The sequence below is a fragment of the Enterobacter cloacae complex sp. IR5459 genome (assembly GCF_049238005.1).
Classification (GTDB): Bacteria; Pseudomonadota; Gammaproteobacteria; order Enterobacterales; family Enterobacteriaceae; genus Enterobacter; species Enterobacter hormaechei_C.
This window is the reverse complement of record NZ_JBMKIG010000003.1, coordinates 252,262-277,359: the sequence shown is the minus strand read 5'-3', so window position 1 is coordinate 277,359 and position 25,098 is coordinate 252,262. Positions and strand designations below refer to the sequence as shown.

Genomic DNA, 25,098 nt, shown 5'->3' with positions numbered 1-25,098 from the left:
CCGGGATACAGTAGAGGGATAGCGGTTAGATGAGCGACCTTGCGAGAGAAATTACACCGGTTAACATCGAGGAAGAGCTGAAAAGCTCCTATCTGGACTATGCGATGTCGGTCATTGTTGGCCGTGCGCTGCCGGACGTCCGCGATGGCCTGAAGCCGGTACACCGTCGCGTACTATACGCCATGAACGTATTGGGCAATGACTGGAATAAAGCCTACAAAAAATCTGCCCGTGTCGTTGGTGACGTAATCGGTAAATACCATCCTCATGGTGATTCCGCGGTGTACGACACCATTGTCCGTATGGCGCAGCCCTTCTCGCTGCGTTACATGCTGGTAGATGGTCAGGGTAACTTTGGTTCTATCGACGGCGACTCCGCCGCGGCAATGCGTTATACGGAAATCCGTCTGGCGAAGATTGCCCATGAGCTGATGGCTGACCTGGAAAAAGAGACGGTTGATTTCGTTGATAACTACGACGGCACGGAAAAAATTCCTGACGTCATGCCAACGAAGATCCCAAACCTGCTGGTGAACGGTTCGTCCGGTATCGCCGTCGGTATGGCAACCAACATTCCGCCGCACAATATCACGGAAGTGATCAACGGCTGCCTGGCCTACATTGACGATGAAGACATCAGCATTGAAGGGCTGATGGAACACATCCCGGGCCCGGACTTCCCGACGGCGGCAATCATCAATGGCCGTCGCGGTATTGAAGAAGCGTACCGTACCGGTCGCGGCAAGATTTACATCCGTGCCCGCGCCGAAGTGGAAGCGGACGCCAAAACCGGCCGTGAAACCATTATTGTTCACGAGATCCCGTATCAGGTGAACAAAGCGCGACTGATTGAAAAAATCGCCGAGCTGGTAAAAGAAAAACGCGTTGAAGGCATCAGCGCGCTGCGTGACGAGTCTGACAAAGACGGTATGCGCATCGTGATTGAAATCAAGCGCGACGCGGTGGGTGAAGTTGTGTTGAACAACCTTTACTCCCAGACTCAGCTTCAGGTCTCCTTCGGTATCAACATGGTTGCGCTGCACCATGGCCAGCCGAAGATCATGAACCTGAAAGAGATCCTGAGCGCGTTCGTGCGTCACCGCCGTGAAGTGGTGACTCGCCGTACCATCTTCGAACTGCGCAAAGCGCGCGACCGTGCCCATATCCTTGAAGCACTGGCCGTTGCGCTGGCGAACATCGACCCGATCATCGAGCTGATCCGCCGTGCGCCGACGCCAGCAGAAGCGAAGGCGTCGCTGGTTGCGCGTTCATGGGATCTGGGCAACGTGGCGGCGATGCTGGAACGTGCCGGCGATGACGCTGCGCGTCCTGAGTGGCTGGAGCCGGAATTCGGCGTGCGTGACGGTCAGTACTACCTGACTGAACAGCAGGCCCAGGCGATTCTGGATCTGCGTTTGCAGAAACTGACCGGCCTTGAGCATGAAAAACTGCTCGACGAGTACAAAGAGCTGCTGGAGCAGATTGCCGAGCTGCTGCATATCCTGGGTAGCGCAGAGCGCCTGATGGAAGTGATCCGTGAAGAGCTGGAGCTGGTTCGCGATCAGTTCGGCGATGAGCGTCGCACCGAAATCACGGCCAACAGCTCTGATATCAACATTGAAGATCTGATCAACCGCGAAGACGTGGTAGTGACGCTGTCTCACCAGGGCTACGTGAAGTATCAGCCGTTGACCGACTACGAAGCTCAGCGTCGGGGCGGTAAAGGCAAATCTGCGGCGCGTATTAAAGAAGAAGACTTCATTGATCGTCTGCTGGTGGCGAACACCCATGACACGATCCTCTGCTTCTCCAGCCGGGGCCGTCTGTACTGGATGAAAGTCTATCAGCTGCCGGAAGCAAGCCGTGGCGCGCGTGGACGTCCAATCGTCAACCTGCTGCCGCTGGAAGCGAACGAACGTATCACCGCCATACTGCCGGTACGCGAGTACGAAGAGGGCGTGAACGTCTTTATGGCGACCGCGAGCGGTACCGTGAAGAAAACCGCACTGACCGAGTTCAGCCGTCCACGTTCAGCCGGGATTATCGCGGTGAACCTGAACGAAGGCGACGAACTGATCGGCGTGGATCTGACGTCCGGTTCTGATGAAGTGATGCTCTTCTCTGCCGCCGGTAAAGTGGTGCGCTTCAAAGAGAACGCCGTGCGCGCAATGGGTCGTACGGCGACCGGCGTGCGTGGTATCAAGCTGGCGGGTGAAGACAGCGTGGTTTCCCTGATCGTTCCTCGTGGCGAAGGCGCAATCCTGACCGTCACCCAGAACGGCTACGGTAAACGTACGGCGGAAAGCGAATACCCGACCAAGTCTCGCGGCACGCAGGGCGTTATCTCCATCAAAGTGACCGAGCGCAACGGTTCCGTTGTTGGCGCGGTGCAGGTGGACGACGCGGACCAGATCATGATGATCACCGATGCCGGTACGCTGGTGCGTACCCGCGTGTCAGAGATCAGCGTGGTAGGTCGTAACACCCAGGGCGTTATCCTCATCCGCACTGCGGAAGATGAAAACGTCGTCGGTCTGCAACGCGTTGCTGAGCCGGTGGATGACGAAGAGCTTGACTCTATCGACGGCAGCGTCGCGGAAGGGGATGATGAAATCGCCCCGGAAGCGGACACCGATGATGAAGCAGCGGATGACGCTGACGAGTAACGTCTCCTGACGCATAAAGGGCCGGTTTCCGGCCCTTTTGTTTTGCGCAAGCAGACAAGTGAACGTTGCGACAAGCCGCGTTTACCGCTACCTTAACCACATTCTTTTTGACCCCGACGGCGGAGCCTCGCCCCTTTGAAATACCTCGTCTCCTTTCGTACCACGTTAAAAGTCTCCCGCTATCTGTTTCGGGCGCTTGCGCTACTGCTATGGTTGCTGGTGGCACTGCTCTCGGTGTTTTACATCGTTAACGCGTTACACCAGAAAGAAGCGGAGATCCGCCAGGAGTTTAATTTGAGCTCGGATCAGGCTCAGCGCTATATCCAGCGTACGTCTGACGTGATGAAAGAGCTTAAGTATATTGCTGAGAATCGACTGACGGCGGAGAACGGCATTCTTGCCATCCGCGGTCGGGATGAAAAAACCGAAGTGCCTGATTTCGAACCGCTCTTCCCGGATTCCGATTGTTCCGCCATGGGCAAAGCCTGGCGTGGTTCACTGGAGTCCCTGTCATGGTTTATGCGCTACTGGCGCGATAACTTCTCGGCCGCTTACGATCTGAACCGCGTCTATCTGATTAGCAACGAAAATCTCTGCATGGCAGATTTCGGCCTGCGGGATATGCCCGTCGAACGTGAAGACGCGTTGAAAAGCCTGCATGAGCGCATAGTGAAATACCGCAATGCGCCTCAGGAAGAGCGCGGGAACAACATCTTCTGGATAAGCCAGGGGCCGCGCATGGGGGTCGGCTATTTCTATGCCCTGACTCCGGTTTACCTCGGAAACCGCCTGCAAGCGCTGCTGGGGATTGAACAAACCATCCGCATGGAAAACTTCTTCACGCCGGGCAGTCTGCCGATGGGCGTGACCATTCTGGATGAAAACGGCCATCCGCTCATCTCCCTTACCGGGCCTGAAAACCGCCTGAAGGTGGAACCCAGCTGGATGCAGGAGCGGTCATGGTTTGGCTATACCTCCGGGTTCCGCGAGCTGGTGCTGAAGAAAAGTTTACCGCCATCGTCGCTGAGCATTGTCTACTCGCTGCCGGTGGATAAGGTGCTGGAGCGCATTCGCATCCTGATCCTTAACGCCATTTTGTTGAACATCGCGGTAGGTGTCGCGCTGTTTATGCTGGCGAGAATGTATGAGCGGCGGATCTTTATTCCGGCGGAGGCGGATGCTCAGCGTCTGGAGGAGCACGAGCAGTTTAACCGTAAAATTGTCGCCTCGGCACCGGTGGGGATCTGCATCCTGCGTACTCAGGACGGGACAAATATCCTCAGTAACGAGCTTGCCCATAACTACCTGAACATGCTAACGCATGAAGACCGTCAGCGGTTAACGCAGATCATCTGTGGGCAACAGGTTAACTTTGTGGATGTGCTGACCAGCACCCACACCAACCTGCAAATCAGCTTTGTCCATTCGCGCTACCGTAATGAAAACGTGGCGATTTGCGTGCTGGTGGACGTCTCTGCGCGCGTGAAAATGGAAGAGTCGTTGCAGGATATGGCGCAGGCGGCGGAGCAGGCCAGTCAGTCGAAATCGATGTTCCTCGCGACCGTCAGTCATGAGCTGCGTACGCCGCTGTACGGTATTATCGGTAACCTCGATCTGCTCCAGACCAAAGAGCTGCCGAAAGGGGTCGACCGGCTGGTGACGGCCATGAACAACTCGTCCAGCCTGCTGCTGAAAATCATCAGCGATATTCTCGACTTCTCTAAAATTGAATCCGAGCAGTTGAAAATAGAGCCGCGCGAGTTCTCCCCGCGCGAGGTGATGAACCATATCTGCGCTAACTATCTGCCGCTGGTGGTGCGTAAACAGCTTGGGCTGTACTGCTTTATCGAGCCGGATGTGCCCCTGACGCTGCATGGCGATCCGATGCGTCTGCAACAGGTCATCTCAAACCTGCTGAGCAACGCCATCAAATTCACCGATATCGGCTGTATTGTGCTGCACGTCTGTCGGGCAGGGGAGTACCTGACCATTCGCGTGCGCGACACGGGGGTGGGGATTCCGGCGAAAGAAGTTGTTCGCCTGTTCGATCCGTTCTTCCAGGTGGGAACCGGCGTCCAGCGTAATTTCCAGGGGACCGGGCTTGGTCTGGCTATTTGCGAGAAGCTTATCAGCATGATGGACGGGGATATCTCTGTCGATACTGAGCCGGGTATGGGCAGCCAGTTCACCATTCGTATTCCGCTCTATTCGGCGCATTATCCGGCGAAAACCACGGTCGACGGCCTGAGCGATAAGCACTGCTGGCTGGCGGTGCACAACGCCTCCTTACATGATTTCCTGACCTCAATGCTGACCAGCAGCGGCGTGCGGGTTTCGCGCTACGAAGGCCAGACGCCGGGCGCGGATGACATGCTGATCACCGACGTTGAGCCGGAACAGGCGTGGGCGGGGCGCGGCGTGGTGATGTTTTGCCGCCGTCATATCGGTATTCCGCTTGAGCGTTCGCCTGGAGTATGGGTGCACAGCGTGGCGACACCGCACGAGCTGCTGGGCTTGCTGGCGCGCATTTACAGCGTGCAGCTTGAAGACAGCGACGGCGCCACCGTGCTGGCTTCCCCTGATGAGCTGGCGTCGGTGAATGACGATATGATGATTCTGGTCGTCGACGATCATCCGATTAACCGTCGTCTGCTCGCAGACCAGCTTGGCTCTCTGGGCTATCAGTGTAAAACGGCCAATGATGGCGTGGATGCCCTGAATGTCTTAAGTAAGAACCATATTGATATTGTGCTCAGCGATGTGAACATGCCTAACATGGACGGCTACCGTCTGACGCAGCGTATCCGACAGCTGGGGCTGACGCTGCCGGTGGTGGGGGTGACAGCCAACGCGCTGGCGGAGGAGAAGCAGCGCTGTCTGGAGTCGGGAATGGACAGCTGCCTGTCGAAGCCGGTCACGCTGGATGTACTGAAGCAGACGCTATCCGTCTATGCGGAGCGGGTACGAAAAGCGAGACAATAAAAAAGGCCCGAAAGGGCCTTTTTTATGTGCCCGGCGGCGCTGCGCTTGCGCGGGCCTGCGGGGTTTGTAGGCCGGGTAAGCGCGAGCGCCACCCGGCATAGACAGCGAAGATCAGTCTTTGTCCGTTGCGCTCAGCGTCACGGAAGAGAGATAGTTCAGCAGGGCGATATCGTTATCCACACCCAGCTTCATCATCGCGGATTTTTTCTGGCTACTGATGGTTTTAATACTGCGGTTCAGCTTCTTGGCGATTTCAGTGACCAGGAAACCTTCAGCGAACAGACGCAGAACTTCACTCTCTTTAGGCGAGAGACGCTTGTCGCCATAACCACCCGCGCTGATTTTTTCAAGCAGGCGTGAGACGCTCTCAGGAGTGAATTTCTTCCCTTTCTGTAGCGCCGCCAGCGCTTTTGGCAGATCGGTAGGTGCGCCTTGTTTCAGCACAATCCCTTCAATATCGAGATCCAGAACGGCGCTCAGGATCGCCGGGTTATTGTTCATGGTCAGAACAATGATCGAAATGTCCGGGAAGTGGCGTTTAATGTATTTGATGAGCGTGATCCCATCACCGTATTTATCTCCAGGCATGGAGAGATCGGTAATGAGCACGTGCGCATCAAGTTTAGGCAGGTTGTTAATGAGGGCTGTGGAATCTTCAAATTCACCGACTACATTCACCCACTCGATCTGTTCAAGTGATTTGCGAATACCGAACAGTACAATCGGATGGTCATCGGCAATAATTACGTTCATATTGTTCATGTATAAGGCTACCTTGCTACAGCAAGCTCTTGACGTAAGCGTCAATGTCGCTGATGTATTTTTCAATGCCAGAGGCATCTTTCTCACGAATTAGATGTTCCAGCGTTTCACATAACTGCTTGCCGGGAACCAGATTAAGCATGGCAAACACCCCTTTAAGCCGGTGTGCTGTCTGTGCCAGCGCTGCAAAATCCTGCGCAGCGGACTCAGTATACAACCGCTTAACATCATCTGGTACTGTATCAACGAAGAGCGAATAATATCCGCTGGCATGGAGTTCGGCATTTTCATCGCCGCCTAACGGTGACTCCAGGATCTCTTCCTGCGCCAGATTCTCTTCAATCAGTTGTAATACAGCTTCCTGCATTGCATTGCTCATATTAAAGTTGACGCGCAGCTGCCCAGGGCCGATTTTCCGCACGCCTGGCTCATCATCGCTTAAAAGCAAGCCTGAGGCAGTAAGATTAGACGGATTATCAGTTAAAAATAGATCAAATTCTTGACTCGCGAGCCTTTCGTCCGGGGTAATGCAGGACGCACCCCAGTTTTCCAGCTGACGTACGACGATATTTCGGATCTCACTGGAGGTCACATCCACCATCACCACCACATCGTCCAGCAGACGCTCTTCATCCTCTTCCTGTGGATTCGCCGCCATTTTAACGTGTAAAGAGTAGCGGGTGCCGAGGGATTCGCGCGCCTTAATGTTCAGATGACCGCCCAGCTTACGCGCCAGCTGATCGCAAAGCCAGAAGGTGAGGGCATTCGCCTTACCGTAGTGGTCGCGCTGGGTATCGTTCAGGAACGGGAAGTGCAGGTTATCAATTTCGCTCACGGTCACGCCTTCGCCCGTATCCAGGATGCGGAACGTCAGACGATCGTCGGTGGACTCATCGGTGCTGACTTCAAGGGTGATCTTGCCGATCTGCGTCGTGGTGACGGCATACTGAATCAACATCATCAGGATGCGACGCAGGGCATCGCGATCGCCATGACGTTCGTCGTTGGCCGGTAAATGGTTGTTGATCAGCAGCTGGAGTCCCTTGCGCTTGATCACCGGCAGGACTTCCGGCACCACCTCATCAATCAGGTCCTGGATGGAGAAGAGCGTAGAGGTGCCCTTCCAGATGTCATTCTCCAGCATGTTCGCAAGCTGGATTTCGTCCACCAGACGAACCAGTGAATCGGCCTGGCTGCTTAGCTGTCGGCTTTCTGGCGTGCTCAGATCAGCAATCTGCGTGGCGAGTGACTTCAACGGCTGTTTAAAGGCATCGCCAATATTTTGCATAAACGCGGCGCGGCCATGCTGGTTTTTCTCGTACAGTCTTTGCGCCTGCTTGAGCTTTTTATTCACCAGCACTTCGCGATCCTGATCGCGAATGATGAAGATTTGCGTGCGCGACGCGACCTGACTGCGGAACTGACGGATCTCATATAGTTCATTATTAATGGTGGCCTGGATGACACCCTGATGCTGGTCCGCCATGGCCGTAATATTTTGCAGGTTAAGATGCGGCAGAAGGTGATCGGCAATTTTATTGCTCATTACCGTGCGGTTTGCCTCCTGATCGTGAACGAGCACCCCAAGCGGCAGCACGGAAATAATCTCTTCATTCAGGGCACGAAGAATGCGCAGCTCGTTGCTGGTCCCGGCTGATACCGACGTCGAGTCGCTCTGGCGGCCCGACTGGAAACGGAAGGTGCTGTAACCAAACAGCGCCAGCGCCAGCAGGCCGATATTCAGCAGCAGCGGCAGCAGAATGTTTTGCAGAGTATCAAGCATCAGGGTGCCAAAAGGCACCTGCCACACCAGACGCATACCGGTTGAGTTGAGCGATGAGGCAATCTCAATCTTTGAGCCATTAAATGAGATCGCTACGCTGTCCGCGCCTTCTTTATCCGACGGCGAGCGCATATTTTGGGTGCTATTGTCTGGCTCCAGACGGAAGCTGTCCAGCGGCATATCCGGTGGGATGAGATCGTTAATCGGCAGGTCGAAGGCAACCACGGTCGCCAGATGGCCCGGCTGGTTAAAGGTGGTTCGCAGCGTAAAGTAGTGACCATTCTGCCAGGCAAGACGGCGTAATGACGAGAAACTTTCGCGCTCGTCCAGCGCGTTGGCCTGTTGCAGCATTTCTGCCCGACGGGAATCGACAATACTGCCAACGGTGGTCTCTTTAAAGCCCGACGAGAGATCCTTAAGCGGCAGGGTTGAGATCAGGATCATGCTGTTGTCCTGACCGTTCAGGTAATACATTGACCACGGTACGGTCTCGGCGCCCCACAGGGTGTCCAGATAGGAGGAGATCCGCTGCGTCATCTCAAGCGTTGCGCTGTCGTGCGAGCCGAAAATCAGTGCTTCCGTCTTGCGCTGCGGTTTTTCAAGGTAATACACATCCTGCTTAAGGCGCGTTTCCTGCAACCCTTCGCCTGATGAGGTGGCGGGCGCGGCAGCGATATTGTCGTAGATTTGCCAGGTCGCATAGCGCCACGTATCAATGCGCTTATGCACCGCATGGGTGATATCGACGATTTGATAGCTTTTATCTTTAAGCCAGGTGTTAACGGCGCTCTGGATCATCACTCCCATTGTGACTAACAGCACAACGATCAACAGAAGAAAGAAACGGGTGATGCTGCCCGGTAGAAGGGAGAATTTGCTCGGGGCGGTAGTTTCAGTCTGACTCATCGATGTGTTTAACCCGTAATGGCCGCGCGGTAATGGGATAGGGCAGTATAAAGGGTAATAACTGAATTTCCAGCGTCGTTATCGGTATAACCTTGACTTTTTATCCGGGTAACCGGCTTCAACGTCCCCGGGTGAAAGGTGTACAAAACCCCGTGAAATGTATAAATACGCCATCGCACCGGCAGAAAAATAGCACGAATAAACAAGAAATTAATTTCGATAGCATAAAAACAATTAAGTGCAAGCCGTATTCGGGATTTAGTTAATAGTCGTTATCATTACCCAGCGGTAGCATATTAAATGTAGGTTGACGTAAAGAAAGGTAAAAAAAAACCGAATGCGAAGCATCCGGTTCAATTAGGGATAAACAGACATTCAGAACTGAATGACGGTAATAAATAAAGTTAATGATGATAGCGAGGGTTATTTTAGTGGTGTTGAAGGGAATTTTTTTGTCATTCAGTGCTGTACTGTTTTTTACGGCAATTTGCTGAATTTAATGCGATATATTTTTGTTTTGATTATCCGTGCTATATTTTTAAACTATTAATGCTCTGTAAAAGTTCCTCCAAATTTACAAATTGAAACATCTTGATGGCAAAGTGAAACATCTTCAAAGTTTTCGTATCATATTCCTGTTGGATTATTCTGCATTTTTGAGGAGAATGAACTTGCCGACTGGTTAAGAGGGTTGACCAGTAAGCAGTGGTAAATAATAAGGCATATAACAGAGGGTTAATAAAATGAAAGTTAAAGTACTGTCCCTCCTGGTACCAGCTCTGCTGGTGGCAGGCGCAGCAAATGCGGCTGAAATTTATAACAAAGACGGCAACAAATTAGATCTGTACGGTAAAGTGGATGGCCTGCACTATTTCTCTGATGACGACAGTGCAGACGGCGACCAGACCTACATGCGTCTGGGCTTCAAAGGCGAAACTCAGGTTAACGACCAGCTGACCGGTTACGGCCAGTGGGAATACCAGATCCAGGGTAACTCTGGTGAGAACGAAAACAACTCATGGACGCGTGTGGCGTTCGCAGGTCTGAAATTCGCGGATGCGGGTTCATTCGACTATGGTCGTAACTACGGCGTTGTTTACGATGTAACTTCCTGGACCGACGTTCTGCCGGAATTCGGCGGCGATACCTACGGTTCTGACAACTTCATGCAGCAGCGTGGTAACGGCTTCGCGACCTACCGTAACCAGGACTTCTTCGGTCTGGTTGATGGTCTGAACTTCGCGTTGCAGTACCAGGGTAAAAACGGCAGCGCAAGCGGCGAAGGCCAGACCAACAACGGTCGTGAGGCACTGCGTCAGAACGGTGATGGCTACGGCGGCTCTCTGACCTATGATCTGGGCGAAGGCTTCGCTATCGGTACGGCAGTCACCAGTTCTAAACGTACTGCTGACCAGAACGCTGCGGGCTACTACGGTGAAGGCGATCGCGCAGAGACCTACACCGGTGGTCTGAAATATGACGCGAACAACATCTACCTGGCTGCACAGTATACTCAGACTTACAACGCGACCCGTGCGGGCGACCTGGGCTGGGCTAACAAAGCGCAGAACTTCGAAGTGGTTGCGCAGTATCAGTTCGACTTCGGTCTGCGTCCATCCGTGGCGTACCTGCAATCTAAAGGTAAGGACCTGGAAAACGGCTACGGCGACCAGGATCTGCTGAAATATGTTGATGTTGGCGCGACTTACTACTTCAACAAAAACATGTCCACCTACGTTGATTACAAAATCAACCTGGTTGATGAGAACGACTTCACTCGCGCAGCAGGTATCGGTACTGACGATATCGTCGCGCTGGGTCTGGTTTACCAGTTCTAATTGCTCATACAGCAACAAAGGGGCCATCAGGCCCCTTTTTTCATGCTTTTTTAGGGTCTTACAAATACGCTGTTTTAGTGTACTCTTGCCGCCCTGGCATGAGGATAATAACCAATGGATATGACTTTTTTACGCGCCAGCGTTCTGGCGACTTTTTTACTCCTGACCGCGTGTGACTCTTCCACACAGCCCGCAAAAATCGACGCACCCGCCGCGACGGTGCTGGAAGGGAAAACCATGGGGACCTTCTGGCGCGTCAGCGTGATGGATATTGATAAATCCCGCGCTGAAGAATTACGCGGTAAAATTCAGGCGCAGCTGGATGCCGACGATCAGCTACTCTCTACCTATAAAAATGACTCAGCGCTGATGCGTTTCAATCGCTCCAGCAGCACCTCGCTGTGGCCGGTGAGCGAAGCAATGGCCGATATCGTCACGGAAGCCATGCGCGTGGGCTACAAAACCAATGGCGCAATGGATGTGACCGTGGGGCCGCTGGTGAACCTGTGGGGATTTGGCCCCAACAAGCAGCCGGTGACTACACCCGATCAAGCCGCCATCGACGACGCCCGCGCCCGTACAGGGTTACAGCATCTGGCGGTGATCTCCCAGTACGGTCAGCAATACCTGCAAAAAGATATTCCCGACCTGTTTGTCGATCTCTCCACGGTAGGCGAGGGGTATGCTGCGGATCATCTCGCGGCCCTGATGGCGCAGGAAGGCATTCCGCGTTATCTGGTTTCCGTCGGGGGCGCGCTCGTCAGCCGGGGCATGAACGCCAGCGGCAGGCCGTGGCGAGTGGCCATCCAAAAACCAACCGATCAGCAGAACGCGGTGCAGGCGATTGTCGACATCAACGGGCATGGTATCAGCACCTCCGGAAGCTACCGCAACTATTACGAGCTGGATGGAAAACGTATCTCGCACGTGATTGATCCGCAAACCGGACGCCCGATTACCCATAACCTGGTGTCCGTGACGGTGATAGCCCCAACCGCGCTGGAGGCGGATGCCTGGGATACCGGATTGATGGTGCTCGGCACGGAGAAGGCCAAAGAGGTAGTGCGTCAGGAAGGGCTGGCCGTCTATATGATCACTAAAGAGGCTGACGGGTTTAAAACCTGGAGTTCGCCGCAGTTCAATAGCTTCCTGGTGAGCGAAAAAAATTAAAAAGCAAGGTTGCGGGTTTTTGTTCGGTGGCGTTCAGGCAAGCTGAGCGTATGCTTGTAAGAGGAGCCGATAATGAAAAACACAACCTATCTTACCGATGAGGATCGCTGGCAGGCCGTACTGGCCCGCGATCCGCGTGCGGATAACCAGTTTGTCTTTGCCGTGCAGACGACCGGCATTTATTGTCGTCCGTCCTGTCGCGCCCGCCACGCGCTGCGTAAAAATGTCTGCTTTTATCCTGATGCTCACCAGGCCGCGCAGGCGGGTTTCCGCCCCTGTAAGCGCTGTAGGCCGGACCAGGTCGACCCTATGGCGCAGAAAAAGGCCAACATTGCGCTGGCCTGTCGACTGCTTGAACAGGATGCCGCGCTGAACCTGGAGGCACTGGCGCAGCAGGTTGCCATGAGTCCGTTCCATTTCCACCGCTTGTTTAAATCCGTCACCGGCATGACGCCGAAAGCATGGCAGCAGGCCGCGCGTGAACAACGCCTGCGCACCCTGCTTGCACAGGGCGGTAAAATCACCGACGCCGTACTGGCCGCTGGCTTTCCGGGCGGCAGCAGTTACTACCGTAAAGCCAACGGCGCGCTAGGCATGACGGCAAAACAGTACCGCAACGGAGAGGCTGCGGTCCGCTATGCCATCAGTGACTGCTCGCTAGGCCGCTGTCTGGTGGCGGAAAGCGAGCGCGGGATCTGCGCAATACTGCTGGGTGATGACGATGCCGGGCTGACGGCTGAGCTGCTGTCACTGTTTCCGCTTGCCGTCCGTGAACCGATGGAAGGCGCATTTGCCGGGCGTGTACGTCAGGTGATTGCCTCTGTCGACAGCCGCGCGACGCCGCTGACGCTGCCGCTGGATATCCGGGGTACCTCCTTCCAGCAGCAGGTCTGGCAGGCGCTGCGGGCTATCCCCTGCGGAGAAACGGCAAGCTATCAGCAGGTGGCAAAGGCCATTGGTAAACCCAATGCCGTACGTGCCGTGGCGGGGGCCTGCGGTGCCAACAAACTGGCGATAGTCATCCCCTGTCACCGCGTGGTGCGTAACGACGGCGCGCTGTCGGGTTATCGCTGGGGCGCAGCGCGTAAGGTGCTATTGTTGAAACGTGAGGCGAACAACCCGGAGGAATAATGCTCGATCTTTTTGCTGATGCTGAACCCTGGCAGGAGTCGCTCGCGCCGGGGGCGACGATCCTGAGACGCTTCGCGCTTTCCCGCGCGGCGGCGCTGTTCGACGGCATTAAAGCCGTCACCGCCCGTTCGCCGTTTCGCCATATGGTTACGCCGGGCGGGTATACCATGTCCGTGGCGATGACCAACTGCGGCGAACTGGGATGGGCGACGAATGAGCGGGGCTATGTATATGCCGCGTACGATCCGCTGACGGATCAGCCGTGGCCGCCGATGCCGGAGGCGTTTCAGGCGCTGTGTCATGATGCCGCCGTGGCGGCCGGCTATCCTGATTTTCGACCCGATGCCTGTCTTATTAACCGCTATGCCGTTGGGGCAAAGCTCTCCTTGCATCAGGATAAGGACGAGCCGGACCTGCGCGCGCCGATTGTCTCGGTATCCCTTGGGCTGCCCGCTGTCTTTCAGTTTGGCGGCCTGCGGCGCAACGACCCGCTCAAACGGCTGATGCTGGAGCATGGCGATGTGGTGGTCTGGGGCGGTGAATCACGGCTTTTTTATCACGGTATTCAGCCGCTTAAACCAGGCGATCACCCGGTGGCGGGGGAGTTTCGCTACAACCTCACGTTCCGCCAGGCAGCGTACAGAGAATAAAAATAAGAATTATTCTTGATGTGTGTGAAAGGCAGTTTACACTGCTGGCTGATTTTTCTTGTCCGGATTGCTCTGCATGCAACTACTTCTTCTTGTCTGGCGGCAGTATCGCTGGCCTTTTATCGCGGTGATGGCGTTAAGCCTTGCCAGCGCGGCGCTGGGGATCGGCCTGATTGCCTTCATTAACGTGCGTTTGATCGAAATGGTCGACACGTCACTCTCCGTCCTGCCGGAATTTCTGGGTTTACTGCTGCTGCTGATGGCAGTCACGCTCGGGTCACAGCTGGCGCTGACCGCGCTCGGCCACCACTTCGTTTTCCGTCTGCGCAGTGAGTTCATCAAACGGATCCTTGATACTCAAGTGGAACGCATCGAACAGCTGGGAAGTGCTTCTCTGCTGGCGGGGCTGACCAGCGATGTGCGCGCCATTACCATCGCCTTTGTGCGCCTGCCGGAGCTGGTGCAGGGGATCATCCTGACCTTTGGCTCGGCAGCCTATCTCGCCTGGCTCTCCAGCAAAATGCTGGCGGTAACGGCGCTGTGGATTGTTATTACCATCTGGGGCGGGTTCCTGCTGGTATCACGCGTCTATAAGCACATGGCGGTGCTGCGCGAAACGGAAGACAAGCTCTATAACGATTACCAGACGGTGCTGGAAGGGCGTAAAGAGCTGACGCTGAACCGCGAGCGCGCCGAACATATCTTCAACCATCTCTATATTCCGGATGCGCACGAATATCGTCATCACATTATTCGCGCCGATACGTTCCACCTGAGCGCCGTGAACTGGTCCAACATCATGATGCTGGGCGCGATTGGCCTGGTGTTCTGGATGGCGAACAGCCTGGGGTGGGCGGATACCAACGTGGCGGCAACCTACTCCCTGACGCTGCTGTTTTTACGCACGCCGCTGCTGTCGGCCGTTGGCGCACTGCCGACGCTGCTGAGCGCACAGGTGGCCTTCAACAAGCTGAAGAAGTTCGACCTTGCGCCGTTTAAGGCTGAGTTCCCGCGCCCGCAGGCCTTCCCGAACTGGCAAACGCTGGAGCTGCGTAACGTTACCTTCCGCTATCAGGATAACGCCTTCTCAGTGGGGCCGATCAACCTGACCATTCACCGCGGCGAACTGCTGTTCCTGATCGGCGGTAACGGCAGCGGCAAATCCACGCTGGCGATGCTGCTGACGGGCCTCTACCAGCCGCAGTCGGGTGAAATTTTGCTGGATGGTAAAGCGCTGAGCGCGGAGAAACCGGAGGACTACCGCAAGCTCTTCTCGGCGGTATTTACCGACGTCTGGCTGTTCGACCGGCTGCTGGGACCGGAAGGGCAGCAGGCGGATCCGGCGCTGGTGGAGAAGTGGCTTGCGCACCTGCAAATGTCGCACAAGCTGGAGCTTCAGGATGGCAAAATCCTGAATCTCAAGCTGTCGAAAGGGCAGAAGAAGCGCGTGGCGCTGCTGCTGGCGCTGGCCGAAGAGCGCGACATCATCCTTCTGGATGAATGGGCCGCCGATCAGGACCCGCACTTCCGTCGCGAGTTTTATCAGGTCCTGCTGCCGCTGATGCAGGCGATGGGAAAAACCATTTTTGCCATCAGCCATGACGATCACTACTTCATTCACGCCGACCGTCTGCTGGAGATGCGCGACGGCAAGCTGAGCGAGCTGACCGGCGATGAGCGCGATGCGGCGTCACGGGACGCGGTGGCGCGTACGGCCTGATTGCAATTGTGCCGGGTGAACCCCGGCACACTAATTTTTCATATATGCCGTTTTTTTCTCCATCCCGACCCGCCGTTTATTCTTATTTACATATCCCCGCGCTATGCTTAACGCCAACTCATTTAATGGATTTATGATTGATGTCGGTATTAAAGAAAAACAGCGCCAGGCAGCGTGACCAGGAGCGTGCGCGGCTCATCTGGCTCCTGACGACCGATAAAGCGGTCACGTCAACGTTATTGGGTAAGCTAACCCTGGCTGAGCAATATGATGTCGGCACGCTGGCCGACGATATTGCTGAGGTAGGTGCGCTGGTTGCACATTTACCACCTCCGGATCTGGCGGACACCCTGGAGGCATTGCCTTCCGAGGAGCGCCACGCCCTGTGGCGGCTGGTGCAGGATCACGAGCGCGGTCAGGTGCTGCTGGAAGCCTCGGAAAACGTCTGGGATGACCTTATCGATGAGATGAGCGACCGGGACATTCTTGACGCACTGCAAACGCTGGATATCGATGAGCAGATTTACCTCGTTCAGCATCTTCCGCGCAACCTGACCGGACGCCTGCTGGCTTCCCTGCCTGCCGAAGAGCGGGCGCGCGTGCGTCAGGTGATGCACTACGAGAAAAACAGCGTCGGTGCGATCATGGAGTTTGGCGTCATCACCGTGCGTCCGGACGTCACCCTGGGTACGGTGCAGCGCTATCTTCGTCGCCTGGGCAGTATGCCGGACAACACCGATAAACTGTTCGTCACCTCGCGGGATAAAACCCTGCTCGGGGAGCTGGAGCTGAAAACGATCCTGCTGAACAGCACCCAGCAGCGGGTGAGTGAGGTCATGGAAACCGAGCCGATGGTCTTCTCGCCGGAAGACGATGCCGAAAAAGCGGCGCGTACTTTCGAACGTGATGACCTGGTGAGCGCGGCGGTGGTGGATTCGGTGGGCAAGCTGATGGGGCGTCTGACCATCGATGAGATCGTTGACGTGGTCTATGAAGAGACCGATAACGACCTGCGTGCCCTTGGCGGGATCAGTGCCGAAGACGATGTTCATGCCTCCGTCGGCAAGGCCGTCAAAACCCGCTGGGCGTGGCTCGCCATCAATTTATGCACCGCGTTCGTGGCGTCCCGCGTTATTGACGGCTTCGAACATACCATTTCCCAGCTGGTGGCCCTGGCGTCGCTGATGCCGATTGTGGCGGGGATCGGCGGGAACACCGGCAACCAGACTATCACCATGATCGTTCGCGCCCTGGCGCTGGAAAACATTCAGCCGGGTAATTTTTCGTGGCTGATTTTCAGGGAGATGGGCGTCGCGCTGATTAACGGCCTGGTCTGGGGCGGCATCATGGGCGGCATTACCTGGTGGCTGTACGATGATATGGCGCTGGGCGGGGTCATGATGCTGGCGATGGTGCTGAACCTGCTGGTGGCGGCGATGATGGGCGTGATTATCCCATTGACGATGACCCGGCTGGGGCGCGACCCCGCGGTGGGGTCGAGCGTGATGATCACCGCCATTACCGATACCGGCGGTTTCTTTATTTTTCTTGGACTGGCGACGATTTTTCTTCTGTAGCCAGTGCTTTTTGCTTAAGTCGGGCAGGGAGGATGAACATCATCACAATCCCGCCCAGCACGCCAATCGCCAGGTTGCCGGTGTAAACCGTTGCCACAACCGTCACCAGCATCACGACGGTTTCAGCCACCGGCGCGTTTTTCAGCGTTCCGGGCTGAACGCTATGCCAGCTAAAGGTCTTGACGGCCACAATGGCCATAATACCCGCCAGTACCGCCATCGGGATTTTGGCCATCACCTCGCTGAGCGCCGTAACCAGCACCAGCAGTACGATACCCGCCGCAAGGGTGGAGATACGGCTTCTGCCTTTCCCCATCTCCACGTTTACGATGGTCTGCCCAATCATCGCGCAGCCCGCAATGCCACCGTAGAACCCGGCCATAATATTCCCCACGCCCAGACCGATGCTCTCGCGACGCTTACTGGAGGGGGTAGCGGTCAGTTCATCCACCAGTTTTGCCGTCAGCAAGGATTCCAGCAGGCCAACGAAAGCGATACTTAGCGCGCACGGCCAGATAATGCTCAGGGTTTCCAGATTGAGCGGCACCAGCAGTTGCGTAAAGCCCGGCAAACCGCCGCTCATGGAGCCTTCATCCCCTACCGTCGGCAGAATTTGCCCGCTGGTGACGGTGAACAAAGTCAGCAGCACAATGGCAATCAGCGGGGAGGGCACGCTTTTGATATAGCGTGGCACCCACAGCACAATCAGCAGCGTCAGCACGAACAGGCCCACAATCACCGGGCTTCGGCTCCAGAAATGGGGCACCTGGGCAAAGAAAATCAAAATGCCAAGGGCGTTAACAAACCCGGTCATCACCGACTGGGGAATAAAGCGCATCAGCCGCGCCATACCCAGCGCGCCGAACAGGATCTGAATCATGCCTGCCATCACCACCGCGGGCAGAATGTACTGTACGCCGTGTTGATGGACCATCGGGCCAATCACCAGCGCGACGGAACCTGCCGCCGCCGTCACCATGGCCGGACGCCCGCCGAGCAGGGAAAGGGCGAAACAGAGCACCACGGAGGCGATAAGACTCACTTTCGGATCCACGCCCGCGACCACGGAAAACGAAATCACTTCCGGGATCAGCGCCAGCGCGGTAATCACACCGGCCAGGGTTTCGCGCATCAGACGGTGAGGCGAACGTAAAACAGTGGCGACATGGCCTTCTTGAGGTACAGACGAGTGGGGTAATGACATAACAATTCGCTGGTAGGGGCAGGCTTCCGTGCGCGCGATCACAAAGTGCAGCATCATAGCCAGGAAAATCGTCGGGTGCCAGCCTGTCTGCCAAAACCCTACAAACAATCCATCATTAAATTTCACAATTACAATAATTTCGTAACCTTTAAACAATATTTAAAAGTTGCTACCGTGCCACCGCAGCGTGTTTCACCTGTAATTTCCACGCATCAAGCACTATTCAACTAAGGCATAAATGATGAAAAAAATGACTGCCGTGCTCTTTTCTCTGGCCGTGGGGCTGAACGCCGTCTCGCTGGCGGCGAAGGCTGACGCACCAAAAGAGCAGGAAACGGATGTCCTTTTAATTGGTGGCGGCATCATGAGCGCCACGCTGGGAACGTATCTTCAGGAATTAGAGCCGAACTGGTCCATGACCATGGTCGAGCGCCTCGATGGCGTGGCACAGGAAAGCTCTAACGGCTGGAACAACGCCGGGACGGGGCACTCGGCACTCATGGAACTGAACTATACGCCGCAGAAAAAGGACGGTTCCATTAGTATCGAGAAGGCGGTAGAGATCAACGAAGCGTTCCAGATCTCACGTCAGTTCTGGTCTCACCAGGTGAATAGCGGTGTGTTGCACAATCCGCACTCCTTCATCAACACCGTACCGCACATGAGCTTTGTGTGGGGCGATCAAAACGTCAACTTCCTGCGCGCGCGCTACGCTGCCCTACAACAGAGCACGCTTTTCCGCGGGATGAAATACTCTGAAGATCACGCTCAAATCAAAGAGTGGGCGCCGCTGGTCATGGAAGGCCGCGATCCGAACCAGAAAGTAGCGGCGACCCGCACTGAAATTGGTACTGACGTTAACTACGGTGAAATCACCCGTCAGCTGGTGGCCTCTCTGAAGAAAAAAGAGAACTTTAACCTGCAACTCAGCTCCGAAGTGCGTGGTTTCAAGCGCAACGCGGATAACAGCTGGAGCGTGACCGTTGCCGATCTGAAAAACAACGAAGCCGAGCATGTGATTAAGGCGAAGTTCGTGTTTATCGGTGCGGGCGGCGCGGCGCTGAAACTGTTGCAGGAGTCCGGCATTCCGGAAGCAGACGACTACGCGGGCTTCCCGGTTGGCGGCCAGTTCCTGGTGTCGGAAAACCCGGAAGTGGTTAACCGTCATCTGGCGAAAGTGTACGGTCAGGCCTCTGTGGGCGCACCACCGATGTCCGTTCCGCATATCGACACCCGCATGCTGGACGGTAAGCGTGTAGTGCTGTTCGGGCCGTTCGCCACATTCTCCACCAAGTTCCTGAAAAACGGTTCCCTGTGGGATCTACTGAGCGCGACCACGACGTCAAACGTTAAGCCAATGATGGACGTGGGGCTGGATAACTTCGATCTGGTGAAATACCTGATTAGCCAGGTGATGCTCTCTGATGAAGAACGCTTCGAGGCGCTGAAAGAGTACTATCCGCAGGCGAAGAAAGAAGACTGGCGTCTGTGGCAGGCGGGTCAGCGTGTACAGATCATCAAGCGCGATCCGAAAGAGGGCGGCGTGCTGCGTCTGGGTACCGAAGTGGTGAGCGATAAGGATGGCACCATTGCCGCGCTGCTGGGGGCATCTCCGGGGGCCTCTACCGCTGCGCCAATCATGCTGCACCTGATGGAAAAAGTGTTTAAGGACAAAGTATCCAGCCCGGAATGGCATGCGAAGCTGAAAACCATTATTCCATCCTACGGTACGAAGCTGAACGGTAACGTTGAGGCCACGGAACAAGAGCTGGAATACACCAGCCGCGTTCTGCAACTGCAATACGTCAAACCGCAGGCTGCGGATGCTGCGCCAAAGGCAGAGCTGAAGCCTCAGGCGGAAAGCAAGCCGGTAGCGGATATCGCGCTGTAAGATAAACGCAAAACGGTAACATCCGTTACCGTTTCTAGTGTTTTCTCCCTCTCCCTGTGGGAGAGGGTTGGGGTGAGGGCGCCAGAACGCACCCTTTCCAGGTCGGGTAAGCGTGAGCGCCACCCGACTTATTTTTAACGAACTACCGCTTGTCCTACCGTCTCATCCGCCTTCCATACGCGATATTTCACATCCACGTTTTCCGGCGTATATACGACGATCGGCAGCTTGCTGTTATAGCGCAGCAGACTGTTATCGCCCAGATACGCGGTAATAAATTTCTTCTCTTTCTTGCCGTCCGGGCACGCCATCATGGTGGAGACTGGTGAGGTTACTTTGTCGAAGACATAGTAGTCATAGCCCCAGCCTTCCAGCGTTTTGCTTTCCAGTTGGCCGCCCAGACGATGCTGGTTGCAGTCCACTTCCAGCGTCTGGCCGATTAACAGCTCAACTTTGAAATTTGCTTCATCCTGCTGAGCCGGGAGCTGAATAACCTGGCGCTTCATCCCTTTGTCCGCTTGCGGATACGGAGCAACTTTTTCCAGCGGCTGCTCTTTCTGGGTTTCGCTGGCGAAAGCACTGCTGCTGGCGCACGCGGCGGTGATGAGGGCGATGGCAAATTTAGGTGCGTTTTTCACTGTCATTCCTTTTTGTTAAAACGATCCTGGAAAGACTAACATAATATACGTGAATGGTTGGCGTAATTTACTCACATTTTCATTTTAAACGGAGTAATTCACTGCTTTTGTGTTCTTTTGTTGGTGTTTAATGCTGTAGTGGAGTCGGTGCGGCGATCGTGTTATTTTACGCGTTAATTATTGTTATTTATCTGTAAAGGGAGGAGAGATGGTACGGGAAAAACTGAAGACACCTGAAGGCCGCAAGTTCCTGCTGGCGTTACTGGTTGTGTTTATGATTGCTGCTGCATGCGTGGGGCGAGCAACCATTGTCGGTGTGATTGAGCAGTACAACATCCCGCTCTCTGCCTGGACAACCAGCATGTTTGTCCTGCAATCGGCGATGATCTTTGTTTACAGCCTGGTGTTCACCGTGCTGCTGGCGATTCCGCTGGGGATTTTCTTTCTCGGTGGGCGTGAAAAACACTAAGCATTGCGCATGCGGAGACAGGCAATAAAAAACCAGCCATAAGCGGCTGGTTTTTTTGTGTAGTTTTGGTCGGCACGAGAGGATTTGAACCTCCGACCCCCGACACCCCATGACGGTGCGCTACCAGGCTGCGCTACGTGCCGACGCATAAAAGGAATAGTACTCTATTCCTTTTTGAATGCAAGGGGCAAGCAACGCTAACTGATTCATAAATAATCAGTTAGCGATAAAGCGCTTCTCGTCTGTCAGCACCTGCAACAGCAAACTGAGCTGCGGTTTCTGGTCTTTCAGCTTCTCACCTTCGAGGCTATACGTCTGGTAATTGCCGTTGCTGTTCAACACCAGGGACAACGTCGGTGTGGTCACCACCAGCGTGTTTCCGCCAGCAGCCGTGACCCAGTTATGACGCCGCGTGGCGCTAAAGAGGTCTTGGCCCTGCGAGTACTCAATTGCCGGTGTGCTGACGTGCAGCAGCCGCTGCATTAACGTGGTCATGACGTCTTTATGGTCGGTCAGCATGTTGATGCGCTGCGCGGGAGTGCCCGGCCAGTGGATCACCAGGGGAACATGCAAGTTCGGACGCGACCACTCCATGCCCTTCGCCTCGTCGCCGAGCGGCACGCCATGCCCCGCCGTGATAATCACGACCGTATTATCCAGCTTGCCCGCGTCGCGCAGGGCGGTCAGCACGCGGCCGATCTGCGCATCAACATCGCCCGCCGCACGGCTATAGCGGCGCGCGAAGCCTTTCTGATTGCTGTCATCAAGCGTTGTGCCGTTAAACGCAACCCAGGAGAACCAGCGGTTATCTTCCTGCGCATAGCGCTTCAGCCAGTCTATCCACTGGTCAGCGGTCCGATCGTCAGACTGGCTCTGCGCGGCGGGCAGTGAGAAATCAGACAGCAGCGCCTGGCGGTACAGCGAGCTGTTGAAACCATCAGAGGCGAACAGCCCCAGCTGGTAGCCCTGCTGATTAAGCCCGGTAATCAATGCCGCCGGAATACGGGCCGACAGCACGCCGTCCATATAGCTCGGTGAAATGCCATAGAACAGGCCGAAAATACCCGCGTCGGTCGAATTACCGGAGCTCATATGCTGAGTGAATACGATATTGTTCTCAGCGAATTCAGCCAGCGCTGGCATCTGCTTCTCATAGCGGGAATAGTTCAGGCCATCGACGGTAATCAGCAGCACGTTCTGACCGCGCCCCATGTCGCGATATTTCAGATCGCTCAGGGGATACTGCACGCTGACCGCTTCCGGATTACCCTGTTCGACCAGACGACGCTGATACTCCTGCGCGTCCAGCAGGCCGTGTTTTTCGAGGAAACGACGCGCCGTCATCGGATAGGAGAGCGGCAGGTTTGCGCGCTGCATGGTAATCGGGCGGTAGAAGTTCGCATCTGCCCAGATATACATCAGGTGCGAACCGATAAATGAGGCGAAAAAGAGCGCCGCGACGGGCTTCGCATAATGGCGGCGTCGGGTCAGACTGCGGAGTTTTTGCCAGCTCCACGTGGCGAACAGCATTTCGATCAGCAGGATAATCGGCACGCTGATAAACATCAGCTGCCAGTCGCGCGCGGTCTCGTTCTGATCCGGGTTAATCACCAGCTCCCAGACGACAGGATTCAGGTGCAGGTGGAATCGGGTAAAGACTTCGCTGTCGATCAGCAACAGCGTCATGCCCGCCGTTGCAAGAATGGCAGACAGGAAGCGCATCAGCCGCTGCGACATGACGATAAACGTCAGTGGGAACAGGATCAGCAGATAGGTGGCGAAGACCAGAAAGCTAAAGTGACCCACAAGGCTCATCCACGAGTAGACGCGCCCGGTTAATGTGGTTGGCCAGTCCGCCACAAACAGATAACGGCAGCCGAGCACCATCGCCAACAGAATGTTGAACAGGGCAAACCAGTGCCCCCAGCTGACCATCTGGGAGACTTTTTCACGGTAGCGCTGACGATTCGTCACCATAAACTGTTGTTCGTTTCCCTTAGTGTGCCTGGTCGTCGCTAACGGAGGACTGCAAAGCCTGGGCGAAAGATTTGGCGATCGCCTGACGCTGAGCCGGAGCAACGCTGGTATTGATCAGGTTGGTAACCATATTTCCCAAAACCATCAGGGAGAGATCGGTTGGCGTTTTATGTTTTTCCAGTACGTTGACCAGCTCACTGAGCAGTTGTTCAACGTGTTCGTCACTGTAGCGGGAATGTTGTGGCATAAATCAAAATCAGTTTGTTGGGAGAAGGGCGACATATTACCGTAGCAACAGCTTTTTTTCCCCTTTTTTATCTTCTGTTGCACACATGCGTTGGTGGTGGTTGAATACCGCCCGGTCTAAAAGGAGAGTTTATCATGAGTCTGGAAATCAACCAGATTGCCTTGCACCAGCTTATCAAGCGTGATGAGCAAACCCTTGAAGTGGTGCTGCGCGATTCGTTACTGGAACCAACGCCTACCGTTGTCGAGATGATGGCGGAGTTGCATCGCGTCTACAGCGCGAAAAATAAAGCCTATGGCTTGTTCAGCGAAGAGAGCGAACTGGCGGATAGCCTGCGCCTGCAACGTCAGGGCGAAGAGGATTTCCTGGCATTCAGCCGCGCTGCTACTGGCCGTCTGCGTGACGAGCTGGCGAAATATCCCTTCGCCGATGGCGGTATCGTCCTGTTCTGCCACTACCGCTATCTGGCGGTAGAGTATCTCCTGGTCACCGTGCTGAATAACTTAAGCAGCATGCGCGTGAACGAGCAGCTGGATATCAGCTCAACGCACTACCTGGATATCAACCATGCGGATATTGTGGCGCGTATCGATTTAACCGAATGGGAAACCAACCCGGAATCGACGCGCTACCTGACCTTCCTTAAAGGTCGCGTGGGCCGCAAAGTGGCCGATTTCTTTATGGACTTCCTCGGTGCCAGCGAAGGGCTGAATGCCAAAGCGCAGAACAAAGGTCTCCTCCAGGCGGTGGATGACTTTACGGCTGAGGCGCAGCTTGATAAATCTGAGCGTCAAAACGTGCGTCAGCAGGTTTACAGCTACTGCAACGAGCAGTTACAGGCCGGGGAAGAGATTGAGCTGGAGTCGCTGTCCAAAGAGCTGGCAGGCGTCAGCGAAGTCAGCTTCCAGGAATTTACCGCGGAAAAAGGCTATGAGCTGGAAGAGAGCTTCCCGGCGGATCGCAGTACGCTGCGTCAGCTGACGAAATTTGCCGGTAGCGGCGGTGGGTTAACCATTAACTTTGATGCCATGCTGCTCGGGGAACGTATCTTCTGGGACCCGGCCACCGACACGCTGACCATTAAAGGCACGCCGCCGAATCTGCGCGACCAGCTTCAGCGTCGCACCTCAGGCGGTAAGTAACAGCCATAAAAAAACCCCGCAAACGCGGGGTTTTTCTCGACAGGTTTGCGATTACGCGCGAACGAAGTCGATGTGAGTCAGTTTTGGCTTGAACGCGTGACGCTGAACAGCCTGAACTTTCACTTTTTCTTCTTTACCGCCAACAACGATGGTCAGAACTTCGCTGTAGAACTCAGCTTTGGTCTGCATGTTCCATACTTTGTCGTGATCCAGTTCAATAGCAACTGGAGCAGCTTCGCCACCGTAAACGATAGCCGGGAACTTGTTTGCGGTACGCAGGCGGCGGCTCGCACCCTTACCCTGCACGTTACGTACTTCTGCTTCGATAGTGAACATTGATTTCTC

At 55.2% G+C, this 25,098-nt stretch carries 18 protein-coding genes and 1 tRNA gene; 11 read left to right on the top strand and 8 right to left on the bottom strand.

The annotated features are described in order from the left end of the window. Positions 1 to 29 precede the first annotated feature (29 nt). Positions 30 to 2,666, top strand: a complete 2,637-nt coding sequence (gyrA, locus tag ACOTX4_RS07735) for a DNA topoisomerase (ATP-hydrolyzing) subunit A (RefSeq protein ID WP_023314566.1) — start codon at positions 30 to 32, stop codon at positions 2,664 to 2,666. A gap of 135 nt (positions 2,667 to 2,801) precedes the next feature. Beyond that, positions 2,802 to 5,648, top strand: a complete 2,847-nt coding sequence (gene rcsC / locus ACOTX4_RS07730; RefSeq protein ID WP_022651523.1) for a two-component system sensor histidine kinase RcsC — start codon at positions 2,802 to 2,804, stop codon at positions 5,646 to 5,648. Between the two features lie 111 nt (positions 5,649 to 5,759). Here the strand turns inward: rcsC and rcsB are convergent, their stop codons facing one another. Beyond that, positions 5,760 to 6,410 (bottom strand): response regulator transcription factor RcsB, encoded by a 651-nt coding sequence (gene rcsB, locus ACOTX4_RS07725; protein ID WP_003859405.1) that lies wholly within the window; start codon positions 6,408 to 6,410, stop codon positions 5,760 to 5,762. Between the two features lie 16 nt (positions 6,411 to 6,426). After that, positions 6,427 to 9,099: a phosphotransferase RcsD gene (gene rcsD / locus ACOTX4_RS07720; RefSeq protein ID WP_063937741.1), complete on the bottom strand. Its 2,673-nt coding sequence runs from the start codon at positions 9,097 to 9,099 to the stop codon at positions 6,427 to 6,429. A gap of 743 nt (positions 9,100 to 9,842) precedes the next feature. Here rcsD and ACOTX4_RS07715 point away from each other — a divergent pair. The 6 genes from ACOTX4_RS07715 to mgtE all read left to right on the top strand — a co-directional run bounded on the left by ACOTX4_RS07715 (position 9,843) and on the right by mgtE (position 17,185). Then, the gene (locus ACOTX4_RS07715) at positions 9,843 to 10,937 is read left to right on the top strand and encodes a porin OmpC (protein ID WP_003859401.1); all 1,095 of its coding nucleotides are present in this window, start codon (positions 9,843 to 9,845) and stop codon (positions 10,935 to 10,937) included. 114 nt (positions 10,938 to 11,051) lie between these two features. Beyond that, on the top strand, positions 11,052 to 12,107 hold the full coding sequence (gene apbE, locus ACOTX4_RS07710) for an FAD:protein FMN transferase ApbE (protein WP_023300605.1): 1,056 nt from the start codon (positions 11,052 to 11,054) through the stop codon (positions 12,105 to 12,107). A gap of 72 nt (positions 12,108 to 12,179) precedes the next feature. Further along, complete coding sequence (gene ada / locus ACOTX4_RS07705; RefSeq protein ID WP_045331106.1) at positions 12,180 to 13,238, top strand: bifunctional DNA-binding transcriptional regulator/O6-methylguanine-DNA methyltransferase Ada; 1,059 nt, start codon at positions 12,180 to 12,182, stop codon at positions 13,236 to 13,238. Then, complete coding sequence (alkB, locus tag ACOTX4_RS07700) at positions 13,238 to 13,888, top strand: DNA oxidative demethylase AlkB (RefSeq protein WP_023324984.1); 651 nt, start codon at positions 13,238 to 13,240, stop codon at positions 13,886 to 13,888. Before ada ends, alkB begins: the two co-directional genes overlap by 1 nt. A 76-nt stretch (positions 13,889 to 13,964) precedes the next feature. Next, entirely contained in the window at positions 13,965 to 15,608 is a 1,644-nt protein-coding gene (locus ACOTX4_RS07695) for a multidrug ABC transporter permease/ATP-binding protein (protein WP_003859392.1), read from the top strand. Positions 15,609 to 15,748: 140 nt separating this feature from the next. Next, positions 15,749 to 17,185 (top strand): magnesium transporter, encoded by a 1,437-nt coding sequence (gene mgtE, locus ACOTX4_RS07690; RefSeq protein WP_006811337.1) that lies wholly within the window; start codon positions 15,749 to 15,751, stop codon positions 17,183 to 17,185. Here mgtE and ACOTX4_RS07685 read toward each other — a convergent pair. Beyond that, positions 17,148 to 18,443, bottom strand: a complete 1,296-nt coding sequence (locus ACOTX4_RS07685) for a SulP family inorganic anion transporter (RefSeq protein ID WP_032645730.1) — start codon at positions 18,441 to 18,443, stop codon at positions 17,148 to 17,150. The two genes, mgtE and ACOTX4_RS07685, sit on opposite strands and share 38 nt — an antisense overlap. A gap of 187 nt (positions 18,444 to 18,630) precedes the next feature. On the opposite strand from ACOTX4_RS07685, the gene mqo reads away from it, so the two are divergent. Next, positions 18,631 to 20,280: a malate dehydrogenase (quinone) gene (gene mqo, locus ACOTX4_RS07680; protein WP_045331110.1), complete on the top strand. Its 1,650-nt coding sequence runs from the start codon at positions 18,631 to 18,633 to the stop codon at positions 20,278 to 20,280. Positions 20,281 to 20,414: 134 nt separating this feature from the next. Here mqo and eco read toward each other — a convergent pair whose 3' ends face one another. After that, on the bottom strand, positions 20,415 to 20,924 hold the full coding sequence (eco, locus tag ACOTX4_RS07675; RefSeq protein WP_045331113.1) for a serine protease inhibitor ecotin: 510 nt from the start codon (positions 20,922 to 20,924) through the stop codon (positions 20,415 to 20,417). A gap of 202 nt (positions 20,925 to 21,126) precedes the next feature. Between eco and ACOTX4_RS07670 the strand changes: the two genes are divergently transcribed. Next, positions 21,127 to 21,387 carry a DUF2534 family protein gene (locus ACOTX4_RS07670; RefSeq protein ID WP_006811332.1) on the top strand — a complete coding sequence of 87 codons (261 nt, stop codon included), beginning with the start codon at positions 21,127 to 21,129 and terminating at the stop codon, positions 21,385 to 21,387. Between the two features lie 66 nt (positions 21,388 to 21,453). Here the strand turns inward: ACOTX4_RS07670 and ACOTX4_RS07665 are convergent. The 3 genes from ACOTX4_RS07665 to ACOTX4_RS07655 form a co-directional block, all read right to left on the bottom strand. Then, positions 21,454 to 21,530: transfer RNA gene (locus ACOTX4_RS07665), tRNA-Pro, on the bottom strand. 73 nt (positions 21,531 to 21,603) lie between these two features. After that, the gene (yejM, locus tag ACOTX4_RS07660) at positions 21,604 to 23,364 is read right to left on the bottom strand and encodes an LPS biosynthesis-modulating metalloenzyme YejM (protein ID WP_003859380.1); all 1,761 of its coding nucleotides are present in this window, start codon (positions 23,362 to 23,364) and stop codon (positions 21,604 to 21,606) included. Between the two features lie 19 nt (positions 23,365 to 23,383). After that, complete coding sequence (locus ACOTX4_RS07655; protein ID WP_001135586.1) at positions 23,384 to 23,611, bottom strand: YejL family protein; 228 nt, start codon at positions 23,609 to 23,611, stop codon at positions 23,384 to 23,386. A gap of 134 nt (positions 23,612 to 23,745) precedes the next feature. On the opposite strand from ACOTX4_RS07655, the gene yejK reads away from it, so the two are divergent. Then, positions 23,746 to 24,753 (top strand): nucleoid-associated protein YejK, encoded by a 1,008-nt coding sequence (gene yejK / locus ACOTX4_RS07650; RefSeq protein ID WP_017383403.1) that lies wholly within the window; start codon positions 23,746 to 23,748, stop codon positions 24,751 to 24,753. A gap of 51 nt (positions 24,754 to 24,804) precedes the next feature. On the opposite strand, the gene rplY is transcribed toward yejK, so the two are convergent. Continuing rightward, on the bottom strand, positions 24,805 to 25,089 hold the full coding sequence (gene rplY, locus ACOTX4_RS07645; protein ID WP_003859376.1) for a 50S ribosomal protein L25: 285 nt from the start codon (positions 25,087 to 25,089) through the stop codon (positions 24,805 to 24,807). Positions 25,090 to 25,098 lie beyond the last annotated feature (9 nt).